17 protein-coding genes are annotated in these 22,547 nt (G+C 71.7%); 6 read left to right on the top strand and 11 right to left on the bottom strand.

Annotated elements, in window-relative coordinates; translation table 11 throughout:
• Positions 1-59 precede the first annotated feature (59 nt).
• Both KBX46_RS07530 and KBX46_RS07525 read right to left on the bottom strand, forming a co-directional pair.
• A complete protein-coding gene (locus tag KBX46_RS07530; RefSeq protein WP_141912009.1) occupies positions 60-1,538 on the bottom strand; it encodes a glutamate--cysteine ligase in 1,479 nt (492 codons plus the stop codon).
• 297 nt (positions 1,539-1,835) lie between these two features.
• On the bottom strand, positions 1,836-2,417 hold the full coding sequence (locus KBX46_RS07525) for a YceI family protein (protein ID WP_088950838.1): 582 nt from the start codon (positions 2,415-2,417) through the stop codon (positions 1,836-1,838).
• A 99-nt stretch (positions 2,418-2,516) separates the two neighbouring features.
• Here KBX46_RS07525 and KBX46_RS07520 point away from each other — a divergent pair, with 99 nt between their 5' ends.
• The gene (locus tag KBX46_RS07520; protein ID WP_099849546.1) at positions 2,517-3,023 is read left to right on the top strand and encodes a MarR family winged helix-turn-helix transcriptional regulator; all 507 of its coding nucleotides are present in this window, start codon (positions 2,517-2,519) and stop codon (positions 3,021-3,023) included.
• A 250-nt stretch (positions 3,024-3,273) separates the two neighbouring features.
• Here KBX46_RS07520 and KBX46_RS07515 read toward each other — a convergent pair whose 3' ends face one another.
• The 3 genes from KBX46_RS07515 to KBX46_RS07505 all read right to left on the bottom strand — a co-directional run bounded on the left by KBX46_RS07515 (position 3,274) and on the right by KBX46_RS07505 (position 8,814).
• Complete coding sequence (locus tag KBX46_RS07515) at positions 3,274-5,931, bottom strand: helix-turn-helix domain-containing protein (protein WP_210791832.1); 2,658 nt, start codon at positions 5,929-5,931, stop codon at positions 3,274-3,276.
• Positions 5,932-6,055: 124 nt separating this feature from the next.
• Positions 6,056-7,204 carry an acyl-CoA dehydrogenase family protein gene (locus tag KBX46_RS07510; RefSeq protein ID WP_210791830.1) on the bottom strand — a complete coding sequence of 383 codons (1,149 nt, stop codon included), beginning with the start codon at positions 7,202-7,204 and terminating at the stop codon, positions 6,056-6,058.
• A 77-nt stretch (positions 7,205-7,281) separates the two neighbouring features.
• Complete coding sequence (locus KBX46_RS07505; protein WP_088950834.1) at positions 7,282-8,814, bottom strand: acyl-CoA carboxylase subunit beta; 1,533 nt, start codon at positions 8,812-8,814, stop codon at positions 7,282-7,284.
• A 167-nt stretch (positions 8,815-8,981) separates the two neighbouring features.
• On the opposite strand from KBX46_RS07505, the gene KBX46_RS07500 reads away from it, so the two are divergent.
• A complete protein-coding gene (locus KBX46_RS07500; protein WP_088950833.1) occupies positions 8,982-9,542 on the top strand; it encodes a snapalysin family zinc-dependent metalloprotease in 561 nt (186 codons plus the stop codon).
• 63 nt (positions 9,543-9,605) lie between these two features.
• On the opposite strand, the gene KBX46_RS07495 is transcribed toward KBX46_RS07500, so the two are convergent.
• The 5 genes from KBX46_RS07495 to KBX46_RS07475 all read right to left on the bottom strand — a co-directional run bounded on the left by KBX46_RS07495 (position 9,606) and on the right by KBX46_RS07475 (position 17,484).
• Positions 9,606-10,517, bottom strand: coding sequence for a hydroxymethylglutaryl-CoA lyase (locus tag KBX46_RS07495; RefSeq protein ID WP_210792036.1), 912 nt, complete (start codon positions 10,515-10,517; stop codon positions 9,606-9,608).
• A gap of 182 nt (positions 10,518-10,699) precedes the next feature.
• Positions 10,700-12,037 carry an acetyl/propionyl/methylcrotonyl-CoA carboxylase subunit alpha gene (locus KBX46_RS07490; RefSeq protein WP_099849541.1) on the bottom strand — a complete coding sequence of 446 codons (1,338 nt, stop codon included), beginning with the start codon at positions 12,035-12,037 and terminating at the stop codon, positions 10,700-10,702.
• 92 nt (positions 12,038-12,129) lie between these two features.
• Positions 12,130-12,729, bottom strand: coding sequence for a TetR/AcrR family transcriptional regulator (locus KBX46_RS07485; RefSeq protein ID WP_088950830.1), 600 nt, complete (start codon positions 12,727-12,729; stop codon positions 12,130-12,132).
• A 73-nt stretch (positions 12,730-12,802) separates the two neighbouring features.
• Positions 12,803-15,694, bottom strand: coding sequence for a hypothetical protein (locus tag KBX46_RS07480; RefSeq protein WP_210791828.1), 2,892 nt, complete (start codon positions 15,692-15,694; stop codon positions 12,803-12,805).
• 2 nt (positions 15,695-15,696) lie between these two features.
• Positions 15,697-17,484, bottom strand: a complete 1,788-nt coding sequence (locus tag KBX46_RS07475) for an HSP90 family protein (protein WP_210791826.1) — start codon at positions 17,482-17,484, stop codon at positions 15,697-15,699.
• Positions 17,485-17,606: 122 nt separating this feature from the next.
• On the opposite strand from KBX46_RS07475, the gene KBX46_RS07470 reads away from it, so the two are divergent.
• On the top strand, positions 17,607-18,860 hold the full coding sequence (locus tag KBX46_RS07470) for an MFS transporter (protein WP_210791824.1): 1,254 nt from the start codon (positions 17,607-17,609) through the stop codon (positions 18,858-18,860).
• On the opposite strand, the gene KBX46_RS07465 is transcribed toward KBX46_RS07470, so the two are convergent.
• Positions 18,857-20,014, bottom strand: coding sequence for an FAD-dependent oxidoreductase (locus KBX46_RS07465; protein ID WP_210791822.1), 1,158 nt, complete (start codon positions 20,012-20,014; stop codon positions 18,857-18,859). The genes KBX46_RS07470 and KBX46_RS07465 overlap by 4 nt on opposite strands.
• A gap of 106 nt (positions 20,015-20,120) precedes the next feature.
• Between KBX46_RS07465 and KBX46_RS07460 the strand changes: the two genes are divergently transcribed.
• The 3 genes from KBX46_RS07460 (at position 20,121) to KBX46_RS07450 (ending at position 22,500) form a co-directional block, all read left to right on the top strand.
• The gene (locus KBX46_RS07460; protein ID WP_099849535.1) at positions 20,121-20,702 is read left to right on the top strand and encodes a TetR family transcriptional regulator; all 582 of its coding nucleotides are present in this window, start codon (positions 20,121-20,123) and stop codon (positions 20,700-20,702) included.
• A 68-nt stretch (positions 20,703-20,770) separates the two neighbouring features.
• Positions 20,771-21,319 (top strand): SigE family RNA polymerase sigma factor, encoded by a 549-nt coding sequence (locus KBX46_RS07455; RefSeq protein WP_088950827.1) that lies wholly within the window; start codon positions 20,771-20,773, stop codon positions 21,317-21,319.
• Entirely contained in the window at positions 21,316-22,500 is a 1,185-nt protein-coding gene (locus KBX46_RS07450; protein WP_210791820.1) for a hypothetical protein, read from the top strand. Before KBX46_RS07455 ends, KBX46_RS07450 begins: the two co-directional genes overlap by 4 nt.
• Positions 22,501-22,547 lie beyond the last annotated feature (47 nt).

Below are 22,547 nucleotides of genomic sequence, written 5' to 3'. Positions count from 1 at the left end.
GTGTCGTGGCAACAACTTCATGATCGACGCCGGTGGGGGTGGGCGGGAGGGGGATGGGGTTAGGGGACTGGCCAGGTGTGGACCGGGTTGTTGGTGCGCTGGAGTTCCGCGTAGCGCTGGACCATGTGGTGCAGCGCGTCCTTCCGGTCCATGCCGTGCCGCCGCTCCGCCGCCCAGACCGCCTCGGTCTGCCAGACGGCGCCGTTGCGACCGGTCCGGCAGCGCTGCTCGATGATGCCGAGCAGCCGGTCCCGCTGGGCCGGGGCGACGCCGAACCCGTCCAGGCCGACGGCGGCGGTGGGCAGCAACTGCTCCAGCACCAGCTTGGTGACCGGCACCTCACCGAGCCCGGGCCAGTGCAGCACGGCGTCGAGGCCACGCCGGGCGGCGGCGTGGAAGTTCTCCTCGGCGGAGCTGAAGGTGAGCTGACTCCAGATGGGGCGGTCCGACTCGGCCAGACCGCGGGCCAGCCCGAAGTAGAAGGCCGCGTTGGCGAGCATGTCCACCACCGTCGGACCGGCCGGGAGCACCCGGTTCTCCACCCGCAGGTGCGGACGGCCGTTCATGATGTCGTAGACCGGGCGGTTCCACCGGTAGACCGTGCCGTTGTGCAACCTCAGCTCCCCGAGCTGCGGCACACCGCCGGCGTGCAGCACCTCCACCGGGTCCTCGTCCTCGCAGATCGGCAGCAGCGGCGGGAAATACCGGACGTTCTCCTCGAACAGGTCGAAGATCGAGGTGATCCACCGCTCGCCGAACCACACCCGGGGCCGTACGCCCTGGGCCTTCAGTTCATCCGGACGAGTGTCGGTGGCCTGCTGGAAAAGGGCGATCCGGGTCTCGGCCCAGAGTTGACGGCCGTACAGGAAGGGGCTGTTCGCGCCGACCGCCACCTGCACACCGGCGATGGCCTGGGACGCGTTCCAGTAGTCGGCGAAGCTGTCCGGTGCCACCTGGAGGTGGAACTGGAGGCTGGTGCAGGCGGCCTCGGGGGCGATCGAGTCGGTGTGCGTGCGGAGCTGTTCGACGCCACGGATGTCCAGCTCGATGTCCTCGCCCCGAGCGCCGACGATCTGGTCGTTGAGCACCCGGTAGCGCTCGTTGGTGGAGAGATTGTCCTCGACCAGGTGCCCCTCGGTGAGGGTGGGCAGGATGCCGACCAGGACGATCTTGGCGTCGGACCTGGCCGCTCGCTCGTCGGCCCGGGAGAGGCTGCCGCGCAGGTCATGCTCGTATTCGGCGAAACCGGCGCCCTCGATCAGCCGGGGCTCGGCGTTGAGTTCGAGGTTGAACTGCCCCAGCTCGGTCTGGAAGAGGGGGTCGGCGATGTCGGCGAGGATCTCCTCGTTGCGCATCGCCGGCTCGGCCGCCGAGTCGACCAGGTTGAGTTCGATCTCCAGGCCGGTCATCGGTCGGTCGGCGTCGAACCCGAAGTCGTCCAGCATCAGGGCGAAGACGTCCAGGCACCGCCGCACCTTCTGCCGGTACCGGACGCGATCATCCCGGGTGAAGGCGCCCTGCGAGACGTCCCTGCCCATGTGGTGTCCTCCCGACAACCGGCGCGGTCGGGATCCTGCCGTCCCGGAAGCGCATTGTGAACCATCACGGTAAGAGCGCCCACCTGACCGGGGCCAGAGGCCAATGGCGGTGATCCGACATCGACCCGAGCGGACGCTGCTCGTGGCGCCATCTGTACCCCGCTGCCAGCCGCCAGGACCCGATGGCGGTGAGAACAACTCGTGACAATTACCACGACCTCGGCATCGGATGTCAGAGACGACGCAGGGCCCGCGCCGACGTGCGGCGCGGGCCCTGCGTGGTTGATCCGGGAGGGATCAGGCCTGACGGACGGCCTCGCCCTCGATCTCAATCTTGATCTTGCGGCTGACCAGCACGCCCCCGGTCTCCAGGGCGACGTTCCAGGTCAGGCCGAACTCCTCGCGGTCGATCTCGGTGCTCGCCGAGAAACCGAAGATGTCCTGGCCGAAGGGGCTGCGGCCGACACCCTCGAACTCCACCTCCAGCTCGACCGGGCGGGTGACGTCCTTGATGCTCAGCTCACCGGTGAGCACGAACTCGTTGCCACGACGGGACTTGACCCCGGTGCTGCGGAACTCGAGCGTCGGGAACTTCTCCGAGTCCAGGAACTCGGGGCTGCGCAGGTGTGCGTCCCGGTCGGCCTGCGTGGTGTCGATGCTGGCCGCCTGAATGGTCGCGACGACCGACGACTGCAGCGGGTCCTCGGCGATGGTGATGGTGGCGGTCGCCTCGTTGAACTCACCGCGAACCTTGCTCACCATCATGTGCCGGGCAACGAAGCCAACCCGCTTGTGCGCCACGTCCAGCGCGTAGGTGCCGGCCGCCGGGATGGTGAGGCCGTCCCAGTCGCGGGTAACCGCATCGATGCTGCTGGTCATGCTGCTGTCCTCCAGGAGATTGTTTAGTAGCCCAACGACTGCCTGAGCAACTATAACCACTGCAATATTCCCCGTGTCAAGTACTGCTACGATGAACCGGTGACCAACGTCTTCGACGATCCCCGGATCACCGCCGTCGGCCTGCTCTTCGAGGCACACGCCGGGCTCTCAGCCCGGTTCAACGCCCAACTCGAAGAGCACGGCCTCTCCGCGGTCGAGTTCGAGGTCATCACCCGTCTGGCCCGCTCACCGGGCAACCAGCTACGCATGACCGACCTCGCCGCGCAGACCTCCCTGTCGACCAGCGGAGTGACCCGTGTGGTGGACCGGATGGAACGTGACGGGTTGCTCACCCGGCGCGCCTGTCCGAGCGACCGGCGCAGCTCGTACGCGGTGGTCACCGCCGCCGGCATGCAGCGACTGAACGAGACGCTGCCCGGGCACCTGCAGATGATCGAGCAGTGGTTCACCGGTCAACTCGACCCCGAGGCACTGGCGGCCCTTCTCGACGGGCTGCGCCGGGTCCGCGACGCCGCGCATCCGTGCGCCACCGCCGGCAGCGACGACACCAGCTTCGAGCAGCAGACCGACGCCGCCCGGTCCTGAGCACACCCGAGGGTGGGCGGGGTGACAGCACCGGCAGAAAGACCGGCAGAACTGACTGAGCCAAGCTGGATGATCCGGGCGAAGCCGGCTTTCTGCCGTCGCAGCGGTGGCAGGCTTCGTGCACCGGGGATCACCGGGGGGTGACGGCGCGGGCGATCAGCGAGGGGTAGCACCAAGGGGGCTCTTCGCCCGCGCCACTCTCTCGCCCCGGCCGCCTCGGGCGCGCCCGAGGCGGCCGACACGGTCCGGGTTACTGGGCCGCCGGCCCTTCCCGAGCGGTGGTCAACGCGTAGAGCAGTCCGGTCTCCTGCGGCAGCAGCTGGATGCCGCTCTCCTGGCAGGCCCGGGCGAGCCGGTCGAGCACTCCCGGATCGGCAGTGCTCGCGGCCAGCCCCACCAGCGCTTCCACCACGTCCCGGCGATCCTGGCCCGCCTCGTCGGCGGCGGCGGCGAACCACTCGGCAGCCAACTCCCGGTCACCCCGGTGCAGCGCGAGATTCCCCTCGATCAGCGCGCAGAGCCCGGCGTCCGGTCCACCCCAGGGCAGTGCCGCGTCACCGGAGCGCGGTCGCGGCAGGACCCGCCCCGACCTGGCCGCCGCAGCCTCGGCCACCCCGGTACGCAGCTCGGCGAGCACCTCGGTCGCCTCGGCAGCACGCCCGTCCTGGGCGAGCGCCAACCCGACCGTTCCCAGCACCCGGCGGCGGTGTCCGGGATCGCCCAGCTCGGAGAACCCCGCCATCGCCCGCCGACCATGGTCGACGGCGTCCGCGTACCAGCCCTCCAGGCGGGCGACCTCGGCGCGATTGGCCCAGGCCAGCACCCGCAGCCGCTGCTCCCCACTCTCGGCGGCGAGCCGGTCCACCGCGGCGAGCCGGCGTCGGGCCGCAGCCAGATCACCGACCCGGATCTCGTGCCAGGCCAGGCTGTTCTGGGCCACCGCCAGGTCGCGGGTCCGCCCATTGCGGGCGGCCAGCCGCAGCACCACCTCGGCCTGCTCGCGAGACTCGTCGTGCCGGCCGACGGAGATCAACAGGTTGCCGAGCACGGTGCGCGCCTCCAACTCCCCGGTGACGTCGCCGGCCTCCAGGAAGGTGTCCAACGCCGCGCGCGCCGTCGGCAGTTCCTCGGCGCTCGCGCCATGCTCGGCCGCGAGCCGGGCAACCCCGAGCGCGGCCCAGCCACGCAGGACCGGATCGGCGTCGGCGGTACGCGGGTCGGCCAGCAGGCGGTGCAGCCACTGTCGTCCGACGACGTCGCGCCCACGGAACCGCCACCAGCGGGTCAGACAGGCCGCCAGTCGCAGCGCGGTCAACGGGTCGTCGGTGGCCGCGTGGGACAGCGACGAGCTGATGTCACTGCTCATCTCGTCCAGCAGGTGCACCGCCTCGGACATTCGTGGGCCGATCAGGTCGACCGCGGTCCGTGCCACCAACCGAGCGATCACCTCCGCGTGCCGCCGTCGGATGCAGGTCAGCTCACCCTCCCCGGCCGCCTGCTCCACGGCATAGTCACGGACAGCGTCGAGCAGCCGGAACCGGAACGACCCGGTGCCGCGTACGCCTAGCAGCCCCAGCTCGACGAGCCGGTCCAACAGCGGAACAGGATCGATCGCCACCGTGCCGTCCCGGTCGGCCTCGTCGGCGAGCATCTCCTCGGCCAACTCCACCGACCAGCGGTTGCCGAACACGGCGAGCTGCCGCAGCGCCGCCCGCTCGTCCGGCGCCAGCAGTCGGTAGCTCGTCGCCACCGCGTCGCGCAGGGTGACCGTGGCCACCGCCGGGGTGGTCTCCGGGCCGCTCGACCCCGGGGTGAACGCGTCCAACGCGTCCCAACCGGGGTGGACGGGGGGATCGGCGGGAGTGGCGAGGTCGAGCACCCGGTCGCCGTACCGGTCGAGGAGCTCGGTGAGGTCGAGGAGCCGGCCCCGGGCGGCCATCAGCTCGATGGCCAGCGGCAGCCCGCCCAGGCGACGAACCAGCGCGGCAAGCGCTGGCAGCTCGTCGGGTGTGGGTGTCTCCCGGCGGACCTGAGCGAGCCGGGCGGTGAACAACGCGACAGCCGGCCACGATTCGAGCGTGGCCAGCCCGGAGCGTTCGGCGTCCGGTGGCGGCACGTCGAGCGGGGAGACCGGCCAGACCCGCTCGCCGGGTAGGCCAACCGGGTGCCGTCCGGTGACCAGCACCCGCAGCGAGGGCAGGGCCGCGAGCAGCCGGTGCAGCGTCGCGGCCACCGGCCCCGGAGCGCGTTCCACCGCGTCCATCACCAACAGCGCCGGCTGCCCGGCGAGCCGGGCCACCAGGTCCGGCAGCCGTGCCGCGCCAAGCACCGACATCGAGGCGGCGAGCACATCCGGCCCGTCCGAGCCCTCGCCGATCAGCACCCCGGTCACGCCGGCCGGGTGGGCCGAGGCCACCACGTGCGCCATCGACGTCGCCAGGGCGGTCTTGCCGACCCCGGCCAACCCGACCAGGCTCACCAGCCGGGGCCCGCGCTCCGCCGTCAGCATTCCGGTCAGCTCGGTGATGTCGCGGTCCCGGCCGATCAGCGTCACCGGTGGTGGGAGGTTGACCGGCCGGTCGGCGGACGTGGTTCTGCCGCTGACCGCGAGCGCTGGCGAGGTGGTGTCCGGGCGGACCAGCTCACCGGCGGAGCCGCGGGCCGCGGCCAGGAACGCTGCCCGGCCGGTGTCGGTCAACGCCAGCGCCGTGGCGAGCAGGTCCACTGTGGTGCGCTGCGGCCGGACCGCCCGACCGCGCTCCAGGTCACGCACCGTCCGCACACCCACCCCGGCCCGGGACGCCAGCTCGGCCTGGGTCAGGCCGGCGGCGCGTCGATGCTCGCGGAGCAGCTCCGACAGGGCGGTACGACCAGCCGGGCTCCGCGACCGATCATGATCCGGAGTCATGGGCACGAAGAGTACGGATCGACTCCGACGCTCGGCAGTCGAACGTCGGGCTATTGACGCCCACCCGCCGAAACCCGACAGCCGTACTGGCGGTCCACCCGGTGCGGGTGTCCGACTGGATCTCTCAGAGGCCCAGATCCCGAGCGATGATCATGCGCTGCACCTCACTGGTGCCCTCACCGATCTCCAGGATCTTGGAGTCCCGCCAGAACCGGGCCACCGGGTACTCGTTCATGAAGCCGTACCCGCCATGGATCTGGGTGGCCTCCCGGGCGTTGTCCACGGCGATCGTGCTGGCGTGCAGCTTGGCGATGGCGGCCTGCCGCTTGAACGGCTCGCCGGCCAGCATCCGGGCGGCGGCGTCGTAGTAGGCCAGCCGGGCGGTGTGCGCCTTCAGCTCCATGTCGGCGATCTTGAACTGGATCGCCTGGTTGGCGCCGATCGGCCGGCCGAAGGCGTGCCGCTCCTTCGCGTACTTGATCGACTCGTCGACGCAGCCCTGGGCGAGGCCGACGGCCAGCGCGGCGATGGCGATCCGGCCCTCGTCGAGGATGCGCAGGAACTGGGCGAAACCCCGGCCACGTGCACCGAGCAGGTTGGCAGCCGGCACGCGACAGTCGTCGAAGGTCAGCTCGTGGGTGTCCGAGGCGGTCCATCCCACCTTGGAGTAGCCCGGCGCCACAGTGAACCCGGGCGTGCCGGACGGCACGATGATGGTCGACAGTTCCTTGGAACCGTCCGGGTTCGTGCCGGTCACCGCGGTGACTGTCACCATGGCCGTGATGTCGGTGCCCGAGTTGGTGATGAACGCCTTCGAGCCGTTGATCACCCACTCGTCGCCGTCCAGCACCGCCCGCGTCTGGGTGCCGGCGGCGTCGGAGCCGGTGCCCGGCTCGGTGAGACCGAAACCGGCCAGCGCCTCGCCGCTGAGCAGCTTGGGCAGCCAGGTCGCCTTCTGCTCCTCGGTGCCGAAGCGGTAGATCGGCATCGCGCCCAACGACACCGCAGCCTCCAGCGTGATGGCCACGCTGGAGTCGACCCGGGCGATCTCCTCCAGGGCCAGGCAGAGGGCGAAGTAGTCGCCGCCCATGCCGCCGTGCTCCTCGCCGAAGGGCAGGCCGAAGAGGCCCATCTTGCCCATCTGCCGGATCACCTCGTACGGGAAGGTGTGCTGCTCGTAGTGCTCGGCGATGACCGGGGCGACCACCTCGCGCGCGAAGTCCCGCACGCTGTCCCGCAGCGCCGTTTGTTCGTCGGTGAGCCGGAAGTCCATCTCATCCTCCTGTAAGGACGGTCCCGCCCGGCGCTCGTGACGCCGGGGCGGGTCGCTGTGGGGGCCCGGATCGAGGATCAGACCGGGGTGACGCCGTGCCGACGGCGGGAGAAGTGCCGGTCCTTCGTACGCGCCGCCGCGAACCGACGGACCAGCTCGGTGCGCAGGTCCTGCGGCTCGACGATGGCGTCCACCACCAGCTCACTGGCGAGGCGGACGACGTCGATGTCCTGCTCGTACTCGGCCCGCTTCGCGGCGACGAAGGCGGCCCGCTCGTTCTCGTCCGCGATGGCGGCGATCTTGTTGGCGTAGACCGCGTTCACGGCGGCCTCGGCCCCCATCACCGCGATCTTCGCGGTCGGCAGCGCGATCGTGGCGTCCGGCTCGAACCCGGGACCGGCCATCGCGTAGAGGCCGGCGCCGTACGCCTTGCGGACCACCACGCAGATCTTCGGCACCGTCGCCTCGGAGATCGCGGTGATCATCTTCGCGCCGTGCCGGATGATGCCCTGCTTCTCCACCACGCTGCCGACCATGAAGCCGGGTACGTCGCTGAGGAACAGCAGCGGCACGTTGAACGCGTCGCAGAGCTGCACGAACCGGGTCGCCTTGTCGGCCGAGTCGACGAAGAGCACGCCGCCCTTGAACATCGAGTTGTTGCCGATGACACCGACGACCTGGCCGTCGAGTCGGCCGAAGCCGATGGTCAACTCCTTGGCCCAGAGTGCCTGGATCTCGAAGAAGGAACCCTCGTCGAGCAGACCCTTGACGTAGCGCCGCATGTCGAACGCCTGCCGCTCGCTGGCCGGCACGAGCGCGGCAAGGTCGGCCTTGGCCGGGGCGGCGACGGCCGGGGCGGTCGGCGGCGCCTGCGTCCAGTTCGCCGGGAGGTACGACAGGTAGGTCTTCACCACGTCGAGCGCGTCGGCCTCGGTCTTGCAGAGGAAGTGCCCGACCCCGGATTCGGCGGTGTGCACCTTGGCCCCGCCCATCGCCTCCAGGGTGGTCTTCTCGCCGGTGACCATCTCGACCATCCGGTCCGAGCCCAGATACATGCTCGCGTTGCCGTCGACCAGGGCGACCACGTCGCAGAACGCCGGAATGTACGCCCCTCCGGCGGCGCTCGGGCCGAACAGCGCGCACACCTGCGGGATCGAGCCGGAGGCGCGCACCTGGTTCCAGAAGATCTTGCCGGCGCCACGGCGGCCGGGGAACAGGTCGACCTGGTCGGTGATCCGGGCGCCGGCCGAGTCGACCAGGTAGACCATCGGCACACCGGCGCCGTACGCCCGCTCGATGATCCGAATGATCTTCTCGACGGTGCGGGCGCCCCAGCTGCCGGCCTTGACGGTGGAGTCGTTGGCCATCAGGCAGACCTGTCGGCCGTCGATCGTGGCGGTGCCGGTGACCACCCCGTCGGCGGGCAGCCCCTCGGCCATCGTGTTGGCATAGAGGCCGTCCTCGACGAAGGAGCCCTCGTCGACCAGGAGCGCGACCCGCTCTCGCGCGAACAGCTTGCCCTTGGCCGCGTTGGCCGCGTGGTACTTGTCCGCGCCGCCGGACCGGGCCCGCTTGCGCAGCTGCTCCAGTGCCTCACCGTCGAGCGTCACGCCGACTCCCTCGCCATAACGACCTGAACGATCGTTAGGCTAGCGCATCGGCACGACCGTCGGCGACCCACGGGCGAATCAGACGGCGAAGCTTGACGCAAGACATTGAAAAAGATGAATGCTTATCGCTAGGCTCCTGACACCCCCCTCCCAGATCGGAGTCAGCGATGACCTCACGACTCAATCGGCTCGCGGTCGCGTTCCTCGCGACGGCACTCGCCACCCTCGGCGTCACGGTCGCCAACCCGTCGCCCGCGTCCGCCGCCATGACCATCTGCTACAACACCAGCCAGGCGGGCAGCTACGCCAGCGTCGCCAACCAGGCCGCATCGATCTGGAACAACGCCACAGTGAACCTGACCCTCTCGGCGAACTGCGGCTCCAACCTCCGGATCTACCGGATCACCGGCGGCGGCTCGTACGCCCAGCGGACCAGCCTCGGCAACGGCCGGGTCTACATCGACACCCAGCAGGCCGCCCAGTACAGCGTGCTGCGGATCATGACCCACGAGATCGGGCACATCCTCGGCCTGCCGGACAACTACAACGGGAACTGCGCGCTGCTGATGTCCGGCGGCAGCGCCGGCACCAGCTGCACCAACGCCTACCCCAGCTCCGCCGAGGCGAGCCGGGTGAGCAACCTCTTCGCCGGCACGTTCAGCGCCACCGACCGCAGCGCGGACATCTTCCGCGACAGCTGGCCGAGCGCGCTCACCTCCGTGAGCTGATCGACCTGGCACGTGGAAGGGGCCGGCGCACGCGCGCCGGCCCCTTCGTCGCGTCTGAACCGCTCAGCTCGGCATCGGCGTCAGGCGGGTACGCGGGCCCGCCCGCAGCACGCCGGACGGGAGCTTCTTGCCGAGCAACTCCTCGGCCAGCTCCGCCGCCTCGATCAGGGCCGCCAGGTCGATGCCCGTGTCGATGCCCATGTCGTGCAGCATGTGCACGGCCTCCTCGGTGGCCAGGTTGCCGCTCGCCCCCGGCGCGTACGGGCAGCCGCCCAGGCCACCGACGCTGGCGTCGAACTCGGTCACCCCCAGCTCCAGCGCGGTCAACAGGTTGGCCAGCGCCGTACCCCGGGTGTTGTGGAAGTGCAGCAGCACCGGCACATGCGCGTTGCGGTCGCGTACCGCGGTCAGCAGCTCGCGGACCCGGCGTGGGGTGCCCATGCCGGTGGTGTCGCCGAACGCGACCCGGTCCGCGCCGTCGCGGACCACCCGGTCGACGATGCCGGCCACCCGCGCCGGGTCGATGTCACCCTCGTACGGGCAGCCGAAGCTGGTCGCCACGATCACCTCGACCTGCGCGGACGCGCCGTGCAGCAGGTCGATCAGCTCGGCGATGTCGTCCAGCGACTCGTCGGTCGACCGGTTGACGTTGCGCCGGTTGTGCGTGTCGCTGGCGGAGACCACCACTTCGATCTCGGTGAAGCCGGCGGCGAGGGCCCGCTGGGCGCCCCGGGTGTTCGGCACCAGCGCCGAGTACCGCACCCCGTCGGCCTTGACCGCCCGCTGCCACACCTCGTCGGCGTCGGCCATCTGCGGGATCGCCCTCGGGTGCACGAACGACACCGCCTCGATCCGACGTACGCCGGTGCCGGAGAGGGCGTCGAGCAGCCGCACCTTGGCGTCGGTCGGGATCGGGTCCTCGTTCTGCAACCCGTCCCGCGGCCCGACCTCACGGATGGAGACGGAATCTGGCAGTTGACTCATCGGTCACCTCGCTGTGACGTCGGATCGGGACAGCATGTCGGCCCCTTTGCTCTGCTGCCCTATGTGCGACGGCTACTGTCCGTCATCCGGACAACCGCTGTCGCCTATAGGTAAGCAGAGCAAAGGGCGAACGAACCAGTCCTGCCTCCCCGCAGGGGCGACGGCCTGGCCGGTCAGCGCATTCGGGAGACGATGCCCGTGTCGTAGGCGCCGGAGAGGAACTCTTCGTTGGTCAGGAGCTCGGCGAAGAAGGGGACGTTGTTCTTCGGGCCCTCGATCTGGAAGGCGGCGACCGCGGTCTTCGCCCGCTCCAGCACCTCGTCACGGGTGGCGCCGCTGATGATGAGCTTGGCCAGCAGGCTGTCGTAGAACGGCGTGACCGTGTTGCCCTCGGTGTAACCGGAGTCGACCCGCACACCCTCGCCGGTGGGCTCCACCCAGGTCCTGATCACGCCGGGGCCGGGCAGGAAGCGCTTCGGGTCCTCGGCGTTGATCCGCAGCTCGATGGCGTGACCGCTCGGCGCCAACGCGTCCGGGTCGAAGGTCGGCGCCAGCCCGGACGCCACCCGCAATTGCTCCTCGACCAGGTCGACGCCGTAGACGTACTCGGTCACCGGGTGCTCCACCTGAAGGCGCGTGTTCATCTCCAGGAAGAAGAACTCGTTCGTCTCCGGATCGAGCAAACACTCCACCGTGCCCGCGTTGCGGTAGCTGACCGCCTCACCCGCGCGCACCGCCGCCGCCAGGAGGCGAGATCGCAGCTCCGGCGACACCGCCGGGGACGGCGACTCCTCGACCAGCTTCTGGTTGCGTCGCTGCACCGAGCACTCCCGCTCGCCGAGCGCCACCACCCGGCCGTCGGCCAGGCCGAGAATCTGCACCTCGACGTGCCGCACCCGGGGGAAGTACCGCTCGATCAGCACCGAACCGTCGCCAAACATCCGCTCGGCGAACGCGCGCACCTTGTCGTACTCGGTGCGCAGCGCGGCCTCGTCGACGGCGACGCCCATGCCCATGCCGCCGCCACCGGCTGCGGCCTTGACCATCACCGGGTAGCCGATCCCGGCGGCGGCGGTCACCGCCGCGTCCAGGTCGGCGGCCGGGTCGGTGGTGCCGGGCGCGACGGGAACGCCGGCGGCCGCCATCAGGTTCCGGGCATTGATCTTGTCGCCCATCGCGGTGATCGCGTCCGCGTCGGGCCCGACCCAGATCAGGCCGCTCGACTCGACGGTACGGGCGAACTCGGCGTTCTCCGACAGGAAGCCGTAACCGGGGTGGATGGCCTGCGCACCTGTCGCCTTCGCGGCGGCGAGGATCGCCTCGGCGTTGCGATAGCTCTGCGCCGGGTTCGGCGGGCCGATGAGAACGGCCTCGTCCGCCTCGGCCACGAACGGGAGGTCGGCATCGGCCTCCGAGTACACAGCGATCGCGCGGATGCCGAGCCGCTTGGCGGTCCGGATGATCCGGCGGGCGATCTCGCCCCGATTGGCGACCAGCAGTGACTCGATCATGTTTCCTCCCGGCGTCCGGATGGTGGGACGGTAGTCAGGGAATCATGAGCGACGGGCTTCTGACGAGTCGGGTTCAGGCGAGCGAGTCGGCCTCAGGCGAGCAGTGCGGCCAGGGTCGCGCCGCGCAGCAGCTCGGCACGGCGTCGGCGGTCCACCTCGCCACCGAGGAACGGGGTCGAGTTCATCAGACCGAACGCGGCGTGCGCGAGCACCCGAGCCTCACCGTCGGGCATGCCCGGGTGCAACGCGGTGAGCACTGTCACCCACTCCTCGACGTAGAGCCGTTGCAGGCGACGGATCTGCCGTCGCGGCTCCTCCGGCAGGCGATCCAACTCGTGCAGGTGCAACGCGATCACCGCCGGGTTGGCCAGCGCGAACTCGACGTGGAAGTCGATCAGCGACTCCAGCACACCGCGCGGGTCGTCCGGGCGGCCGGCGGCACGTTCCCGCCCACCGGCCAGCAACCCGTCGCTGACCGGGATCAGCGCGGCGGCCAGCATGGCCTCCTTGCCGGCGAAGTGGTGGTAGAGCGCCGGACCCGTGACCCCCGCCGCCGCACCGATGTCGTCCATCGACACACCGTGGTAGCCACGGGCGGCGAACAGACCGACCGCGATCTCCAGGATCTCGTCCTTGCGGGACCTGCGCCGGCCCGCGCCCGCCGCACCCCGTGCCTGCTGTTCCACCGTCACCGGGCAAGCGTAGACCGCGACCTGACCACGGGGGGCCGCTGGTTACCCAGCGATTGGGCACACCTCGGCGCGCTCAGTCGTCGTCCGGATCGAGGTCGTGCTCCGTCCGCAGCGCGGCGGCCTCGGCGGGCCGGTCCAGCAGATCCAGGGCACGGGCCAGCAGCCAGGCAGTCTGGCGGACCGGCTGCGAGTCGGCCGGCAGCCCACCGAGGACACGCCGCAGCAGCGGCTCCGCCTCGGCCGGCCGGTCCAGTCGAAGCAGCAGCTCGCCGGTGAGACCCTCCACCTGGGCGGCCTCACCAAATGCCTCGATCGACCGCAGCTGGTCGGGCACCCCGGTGAGTCGCGCCAGCGCCTCGTCCAGCCGGCCGTCGGCCGTCAGCACCCGCGCCCCGGCCTCGGCCGCCATCGCCAGCTCGTACGTCACCGGTGGCTCGGCCTGTCCGGCCAGCGTCGCCGCCAACTCGTCCACCTTTTCGACGGCACGGATCGCCGCCGGCCGGTCGTCGGCCCAGAACCAGGCGTACGCCTCGCGCCGACGCGCCCGCAGCTCGTCCAGCGGCATGCCGCCGAGCCGGTACGCCGTGGCGGCTGAGGCGAACCGCTCTGCGCCGGCCGCGTCCCGGTCCGCGTCGTAGAGGATGTCGCCGGCCTCCTCCAGCACCTGCGCCCGATACGGGAGGTTGTCCGGACCATTCAGGTTGTCGGCCAACTGCCCCAGCAGGGTCAGCGCCGGATCGATCTCGCCGAGACCGGCGTACACGCCGGCCAGCAGGTGCCGGCAACGGTCCGCCTCGGCCTGGGCGCCAAGCCGGTCGAGACCGAGGACGGCCTCCTCGGCGACCTCGGCCGCCTCGCCGAGCCGACCCACCATCCGGTACGCGTTCGCCAACTCCCACCGCAGGAACGCGTCTCCCTCGGCACCCCGCTCCACGCAGAGCGTCACCGCCTCGACGAGGTCGTCCACCGCGTCGGCGGCCCGGCCTGCGGCGAGCAACGCGCGGGCACGGGCGACGCGAACCGGCAACTCCGCGTCCGCAGGTGCAAACGGCAGTGCCTCGTCGCAGGCGGCCACCGCCTCGGCCGGGTCGTCCACCGTTCGGGCGTACGCCAGGCAGGCCGCCGTGACCAGCTCACCGACGCCCAGTTCACGGCCGATCCGACGGGACTCGGCGGCGGCGGCGCGTGCCTCCTCGACACGGTCCGCCTGCTCCAGCAGGTGCGCCCGGTGCAGTGCGACCCGGGCCGCCAGGTATGGATCGCCACCCGCGTCGGGCGGCACCCGGTCCAGCGCCGCGAGCGCGTCGGCCCAGCGTTCCCGGTGCAGCAGCGCCAACGCCACCCGGTCGTGGGCGGCGGCCCGCTGCCGGGCGTCGCCGTCCCGGTCCAACACCTCGGCTGCCTTCTGGACCAACGCCAACCCCTCGTCGGCGTCGTCGTCGGACCGGGTCAGCAGCACGCCGAGCCGCCCGGCGATCACCTGGGCGGACAACTCCTCGCCCGCCGTCCGGTACGCCTCCAGTGCCGCTCGGCTCATCTCGATCGCGCCCGGGATGTCGTCCTCGTCGCCGCGCTCGGCCGCCCGCAACGCCAACCGGTGGGCGAGCGTACGCGGGGGCAGGTCGGCCGAACCGAACCGCTCGTCGTAGGCGGCCAGCACCGCTCGGAACGTGGCCGGGTCGTGCCGACCCCAGCTCTGCTCGGCGAGGTTCAGCAGCTCGTCCGGCCCGGCGTCGGCGGGCACCGGCACGGCGGTCGGCACGGCCATGCCGGAGCGCACCACGTTGCCGGTCGCCGCAGAGGCCTTACTCGTGGGAGTGGTCGGCTCGCCCTCGGTCGGGCGTGGCGGGCGACGGCGGACGCTCGCGGACAGCGGCAGGTGCTCGCCGCGCGGCCGCACAGCGAGCCGGCGGGCGATCCACTCCGACTGGTGGGTGGTGCCATTGCGGGCGTCGAAGCGCTCCGCCAGCCCGGTCGCGGTCCGTGTCAACTCGTCGGCGAGCACCAACGCCGACACCTCGCCGGCCGGTCGGCCCTCGGCAGCCCGGCGGTACAGGGTCGCCTCACCGCTCTGACCGGCCTGGCGCAGCGCTGCGGCGGCCGTCGCAGCGAAGTGCATCGCGGCGGCCGGCGACGGTGCCCGGTCCAGCCAGTCCAGGTGCCGTTCGACCAACTCCACCGCCCGCGCCTCGTTCCCGGTCAACGTGCAGAACTCGACGTGGTCGCCGATGTCCCACAGGTCGGCGAGGTTGCCGCGCAACCGGCGGTACGCCTCCCGGTGCGCGTCCCGCGCCGACTCGGCCCGCCCGGTCCGCAGGTACGGCAGGAGCAGCGCGGTGAGGATCGCCTGCGGCTGCTCGTTGCACGTGAGCCGGCCGGCGAGCACCGGCTCGGACAACGCCACCGCCTCCGCGTCCCGCCCGGTGTCGGCGAGGTAGTTCACCTGGCTCGTCGGGTCACAGCCGGCGCAGTCGGAGAGGGCGTCGCGCGGGGTGGTCTGCCAGAGCCGGTACCAGTGCGCGGCCGCCTCGGCGTCGCCCACGTGGTTGGCGACCCGGAACCGATGCTTGTGGACGGTCTGCAGGCTGTGCCCACCGGCCCGGTAGCGGCGTTCCATGTCGTCCAGCACGGCGTACGTGCGGTCGAGTGGCACCTCCGGGAAGTTCAGCAGGCCGTTGACCATGTACTTGAAGTGCCAGAGCAGGTTGTGCAGGTGCCGCTGGTGGTAGGGCTGCGGATCCTGGTCGAACTCGGACAGGCACCAGGAGAAGGTCACGAAGGACTTCGCCGGCTCGCCGCCGTAGATGTAGCCGGTGGTGGCCTGCATCCGGGTGACGAAGGCAAGGTGTCGGTCGTCGGTTGCGTCGACCCGACGCAGCAGCTGCTCCAGCGCGGCGATCTGCCCCGCCCCGTACGGCATGTCGGCGATGCCGCGCAGCACCCGCCACAGATCCTCGTCGCTCACGTTCACTCCTGTCCCGGCACGGCCCGGCCGAGCAGGCCGAGGAAGGAATCGTTCAGCAGGGCCACGTCGGCCGCGCGGATCGGATGGTGCCCGAGCAGCAGCGCCTGCCCGTAGAGCGCCTCGACGGCGAGCCCCACCAGCTCCGGGTCGGCCAGCGCGGTGACGCGGCGGACCAGAGGGTTGCGGTGGTTGAGCACCAACTGCGGGCGGTCCGGTGGTGCGGTGGAGGCGAGCGCGTCGAGGACCCCGCCCCACAGTTCGTCGGCCCGGTCCCGGCTGGCCGCGAGCTGGTCGTTGAACGCCGCCGACCTGCTGACCAGGTAGAGCGCGGGCAGCGACACCGGGTCGTACGCCCGGATCACCACCTCGCAGCCGGAACGTTCGACGGCCCGCTGCGCGGCGCTGAGGAAGGGCCGCAGCGCCAGCTCCACGTGCGGGTCGAGGCTGTCGAAGCGGGTCGTGAGATCGCTCGGTTCCAGACGCTCGATCAGCACCGAGCGGTCCACCGCCGGCAGCCGCTCGATCAGCTCGGTGTCGTACGTGTAGCCGCCGTTGACCACCGCCAGATCCTGTGCGGCAGCCACCGCGGCGAGCTGGCGGAACTCGTCCAGGCTCGCCGCGTAGCGGAGCACGCCGTAGCGCTCCCGGAACTCGGCGAGGGTGAGCGTGCCGACGTTGGTGTCCATCGGCCACCACCGGTCGACCAGCTGGAGCATCTCGTCGTCGTGCAGCGCCAGCGCCTTCACACCCAGGTGGTGCACCTGGAGGAACTCGGCCAGCCGGTGCGGGTCGTGTCGCGCCAGCCGGACCAGCCAGCCGCGTATCTGGTCGCCGAGCGCCTCCCGGGTCGCGGTCAGCAGGGTGTCCTCGTAGAGGGCTTCCCGGCTGGCGGTCGGGCGCAGCTCGGTGGCGTCCACGACGCAGTGCGCGAAGAACGCCCAGTCCGGCAGCAACCCGTCGGCGTGCTCGGTGAGCAGCATCCGCTTGAGGTAGACCCGGTGCCCCGCACGGGCCGCCGGGTTCACCGGGGTGGGCAGGATGACGGCGACACCGGTCAACCCGGCTTCCGGCACGGTCAACGGCAGCACGTCGAACGGGTCGACGCCGAGCGTCTCCCGGGCGTACGCGATCAGCGCCGCCCGGTCGACCGGGGCGCCCGGCGCGGTCGGCCAGGGCGGCTCACCGGTGGTGGTGACCACGTCGCCGACCCGGACGGTGACCGGCAGCAGCGAACCGAAGAGGCGGGCCAGGTCGGTGACGGTCGGTGTGGTGAACCACTGGTCGGCGTCGCGGCGGGGCACCAGCGTGACGGTGGTGCCTGGTTCGGTGCGGGCGGCCTCCGGTGGTGCCAGGCTCACCGCGTACCGGCCGTCGGCGTAGCCGGTCCAGCGGACCGTGGGGTGTTCGCCGTTGCGGGTGAGCACCTGGATCTCGTCGGCGACCAGGAAGCAGGAGAGCAGGCCGATGCCGAACTGGCCGAGGAACTCGTGCCGGGAGAAGCCGAGATCGTCCCTCTTGGAGCTGCGACCGATGGTGGCCAGCAGCTCATGCACCTGCGCCTCGGTCAGGCCGATCCCGGTGTCGTGCACCCGCAGCGTGCCGTCGCCGGTGATCTCGGGAGTTTCGATGCGGACCAGGGCTGGCGCGTCCGACTCGGTCGAGCGCCGCGCGGTGATCGCGTCCACCGCGTTCTGCAACAGCTCTCGGACGTAGACCCGCGGGCTGCCGTAGAGGTGATGGCTGAGCAGGTCGACCACGCCACGAAGGTCGACCTGGAAGGTGTGGTCCACGCGTGTCTTCTCCCCCGGTCCCGAAATACCGGCGCCCACCGTACCGATGATCACCGACACGCGCGTCCCCCTTTCGCCCGGCGGCTTGACCCTCGACCCGGTCGAACCCGCACGGTCACCGGATGACCTCCTCAGCTCTGGGCCGGGACTTCCGGCTGCTCTGGTCCGCCGCCGTCTCGTCGCGGTTCGGAGACGCGCTGCGTACGCCGGCACTGGCCCTGCTGGCGGCGACAGTGACCCGCGACCCGCGGGTCATCGCGGCGGTCACCGTGGCCGGTCAGTTGCCGCCGTTGATCTTCGGTCTGCTCGGCGGTGTGTACGCGGACCGCTGGGACCGTCGTCGGACGATGGCCCTGGTCGACGGCATCCGTGCCGTCGTGGTGGCGGCACTGGCCGTGACCGTCGCACTCGACCGCGTTGGTGTCCTGGTGCTGCTGGTCGCGGCGTTCCTGCTCGCCACACTGGGGACGCTCTTCGACTCGGCCTCGTTCGCGCTGCTCCCCGCGCTGGTGCCACCGGACGCGCTGCCCCGGGCGAACGGTCGACTCCAGGCGGGGTCGGCGGTTGCCGGCGGTTTCCTCGGGGCGCCGGCCGCCGGTGTCCTCTTCGCCGTCGCCCCGGCCCTCCCGTTCGCCCTCGACGCCGTCACCTTCGCCGCGGCGGCGCTGCTCGTGCTGGCCCTCACCCCCACTCCCGTCGCGAGCGTGCAGGCGCGGCCCGGCACTCGACGCGGGTCGGTGTGGGGCGAAATCATCGAAGGTTTGCGCTGGCTGCGTGCGCACCGGACCCTGTGGCGGGTCACTCTGCTCACCGCCGCGAGCAACCTGGCGATCAGCGGGATCATGGCGGTGCTGGTGCTCTATGCGCTGGACGTGCTGCGGGTGCCGCCAGCCGGCTACGGGCTGTTCGCCGCCGCCGCGATCGTCGGGGGCGTGGCGGGGGCGCTCGGGTCCGGTCGGCTCGCCGCCCGACTCGGCACGGTGCCGGCGCTGTGCGTGGTGCTCGCCGCGGAGACCGTGGCACTGACCGGGTTCGCGCTGGCCCGGCATCCGGTGCCGGGCGGCTTCGCGTTGGCCGTCTTCGCCGCCGGCACTGTGGTGTGGAACAGCCTGTGGGCGTCGTACGGGCAGCGGAACGTGCCGGCAAGGCTGCTCGGCCGGGTCGGATCGGCCCAACGGATGGTCGGCCTGCTCACCGCGCCGATCGGTGCGGCGCTCGCCGGGCTGGCAGCCGCCGCGTACGGGACGGCGCCGGTGGCGGGTGCGGCGGCCGGCATCTTCGCGCTGGTCACCCTGGCCGCGTGGCGGACACTGCGGCCGGCCGACCCGCCCGCGGGTGCCCAGCCGGTGCCGGTCGCGCGAGACCTGATCTCCTAGCCCGGCGTGCGTTCCCGGTGGGACAGCCCGGACAGTCGCAGCGCGATCCGTCGGCGCCACGGTGGCACGGCACCGAGCAGCCGCAGCAGCACGTCACGGGCCGGCCGGCGGGCCGGGGAGACGGTGGCCAGCCGGGTCAGCCCGGCGGCGAAGCTCAGCACGTCCTCGGCCATCGGCCGCTGCCGGGCGGTGTAGTCGTCGAGCAGCGCGTCCGGACCACCGTCGAACACGTCCGCCAGCGCGGTGCCGAGTGCGACCGCATCGCAGATGCCGAGGTTCATGCCCTGCCCGCCGGCCGGGCTGTGCACGTGCCCGGCGTCTCCGGCCAACAGCACCGGCCCGGCTCGGAACGTGTCGGCGATCCGGTGATGCACCCGGAACCGGGAGCCCCAGAGCACCTCGGTCACCCGGTCGGGTCGTCGCGCCGGACCGCGCTCGTCCAGCAACGCCTGGAGGTACGCCTCGTCCGGCTCGGCCGGGGCCGTCGCCACGGCGGCGACCAGTCGGACCACCCCGTTCGGGAGCGGGGCCCAGATCAGCGGCCCGGAGCGGGCGAGGAAGAGCGCCGCCTCGTCTCGGGGCAGAACGCTTCGCACCCGTACGTCGGCGAGCACGAAGGACTCCTCGTCGCTGGGGCCGGTGAAGCCGATGCCGACCAACTGGCGGACGCTGCTGTGCAAGCCGTCCGCGCCGACGACGAACCGGGCGCGCAGCGTCTTTCCGTCGACCTGCGCGAGCACCCCGTCACCGGTGGTGGTCAACCCGGTCAGCCGGCAGGGCCGTCGCACCTGGACGCCGAGTTCGGCCAACTGCCCGGCGAGCACGGCCTCGGTGACCGACTGGGAGACCAGCAGCGCGTAGGGAAACCGGGACGGCAGCTCGTGGAACGGCACCGACAGCAGCACGCGGTCCCGGTCGCGCACTGTGAAGCGCGGCGTCCGCACCCCCTGGGCGTCCAGCGGCGCCGCAGCGCCGATCCGGTCCAGCACCTCCAGGGTGTACGCGTGCACGACGGCAGCGCGGGAGGTGATCGGCGGTTCGGCCAGTTGGTCCAGCACTGTCACCTCGATCCCGCGCCGGGCCAGCGTCAGCGCGGTGGCGAGGCCGGTGGGGCCTGCGCCCACCACCAGGACGTCGGTGCTCGTGGGCAGCATGGCCACCTCCAGAAGACCGTTGCCAACATCTGTTGGCAAACACTTGTTGGCGACGCTAGAGGCCAGTCGATTGCATGTCAACAGGCGTTGGCCTACGGTCGTTGACATGACAGCGCCGGCCCAACCAACCTCTCCCCGTCGCTCGGACGCCACCCGGGCGGCGATCCTGCGCGCGGCCCGGGAACGGTTCGCGGCGGACGGCTACGAGCGGGCCACGATCAGGGCCATCGCCGCCGACGCCCAGATCGACCCGTCGATGGTCATGCGCTACTACGGCAGCAAGGAGGGGCTCTTCGCGGCGGCGGCCGAGTTCGACCTCCGCCTGCCCGACCTGGCCGCGGTGCCACCCGAGCAGCTCGGTGAGACGCTGGTCCGGCACTTCCTCACCCGCTGGGAAGGCGACGAGACGCTCGTGGCGCTGCTGCGGGCCGCCAGCACCAACCCCGGTGCCGCCGAACGGATGCGCGGCATCTTCGCCGACCAGCTCACCGCGGCCGTGGCCACGTTCGGCACCGACCCGACCACTACCGCCCGGCGCGCCGGGCTGGTGGCCAGTCAGATCCTCGGCCTCGCCTACACCCGGTACGTCGTCCGCCTGCCGCCCATGGTGGACACCACACCGCAGGACCTGGTCTCCTGGGTCGCGCCGACCCTCCAGCGCTACCTGACCGGAACGCCGGAGAGCTGACCCAACCTTTTCCCCCTTCCCGTGCGTCTGCCAGGTGACGCGCATCGCGACGGCCGGAAGGGGGGCGGATGGCAGCCACGAGAAGCGACGGACGCGACGGCTACCTCGCCTTCGTGGAGAGCCACCAACACCGGCTGCTGCGCGCGGCCTACCTGATCTGCGGCAACCGGCACCAGGCCGAAGACCTGCTCCAGGACGCCCTGCTGAAGCTCGCGCTGCGCTGGTCCTCGGTCCGTGACGGCGACCCCTCCGCGTACGTGCGGGCCATCCTCTACCGCGATGCGGTGTCGTGGTGGCGTCGCCGACGGCGGGAATGGCTCAGCGCCACACCTCCCGAGCAGGTGGCCCACGACCGGGACGGCGCGTTGCGGCTGACACTGCACGACGCGTTGGGCCTGCTGCCACCACGGCAGCGGGCCGTGCTGGTGCTGCGCTACTACGAGGATCTGACCGAGGTCGCCACCGCCGAGGCGCTCGGGGTGACCGTCGGCACGGTGAAGAGCCAGTGTCACGCGGCGCTGCGCCGACTCCGCGAGGTCGCTCCGGACCTGGCCCGGGATGCCCGACCGAGCCAGCGCCCCGCCGACCTGGCCAACGGCCTGGAGGTGAACCCGTGAACGAGCAGGACCTGCGTCAACTGCTGACAGTCAGCGTCGAGGACGTCCGGCCCAGCCACCCCGCGGTCACCGGCTGGGAACGGGCCCGGCGCACTCGGCGTACCCGCCGGGCCGTCGGCGCGGTGGCAGTGGCCGTGGTGCTGATCGGTGGCGGCACTGTCGCTGCCCTGCGACCGCCCGCCAACCCACCGCCGGACCACTCGGTGGCGCCGACCGTCGTGCCCAACCACGCTGGGCCGGTGGTGCGCGCCCCCGGCGAGCTGACCTTCCCGCCTGATCCGCTGGCCCGACTCGGTGACCCGGCGGCAGTGCCCCTCTCCGCCCGACCGGTCCAACGGGCGCTGGCGCTGTTCCAGCCGTTGGACAGCGAGGAATACCGTGCGGACGGTCCAGTCCGGGTGCTCGGGGACGACGGTGTGGTGCGCAGTCTCGACGTGGTGACCCCGGCCCCCACCCGGGACTCGGGCGGCAACCAGGCACCCGCCCTGAAGGCGGGAGTGCTCTCGCCGGACGGCCGGTCGGCCGCGTTCGCGCAGACCAATGAGCTGATCATGGTCGACCTCACCACGGCGACCGTGCGCCGCATCCCCCTCGAGGGCTACCTGGAAATGGTGGTCTGGGCGGGCGACCGGGTGCTGGTCGGCGGCGACGGCCGGACGTACGCGGTGGACCGGGCCTCCGGCGCGGCCAGCCAGCTCGACGTCTCGCTCTGGGACCTGGTCGCGCCCGACCCGGCGGCCGGTCGCGAGGCGGCGCTCGTCGAGGTGAGCGGCATGCGGGACAACCTGACCCTGCGCAGCCGTACCGCCCGCGAGGGCACTGTTCGTTCCGAACAGAAGGTCACCGGCGGCCCGCTACCGGTGCCGTACCAGGTCAACGAGTTCTACGGCCGGGGCTGGCTGCACGGCGAACGCCTGGCCCGCTCGGCGTGGATCACCAACAGCGAGATGGACGGTGCCGAGGGGGTGGCCGTGCTGGATGCCCGGACCGGTGCGGTGGCCCACATGCTCGACCTCGGCCGCGACCGGTGGAAGGGTTGCTGCGAGGTGCTGGGCTGGGACAACCGGGGTGCCGTCCTGCTCCGCCTGCAACCGGGCGGCCTGGTGCGTTGGCACCCGGAGACCGGCGAGGTCACCGGCGTGGTCCGCGACCTGACCGGCATGGTGGCACTGGCCGGCTGAGCCCTCGTCCCCGCGCGGCCGGGTGGTCGCGCGGGGACAGGGCTGGC

This window comes from Micromonospora sp. C81 (assembly GCF_018070425.1).
GTDB classification, from domain to species: domain Bacteria; phylum Actinomycetota; class Actinomycetes; order Mycobacteriales; family Micromonosporaceae; genus Micromonospora; species Micromonospora zamorensis.
Note: the sequence above shows the minus strand (reverse complement) of the source record. Positions and strands in the feature narration are given on the sequence as shown.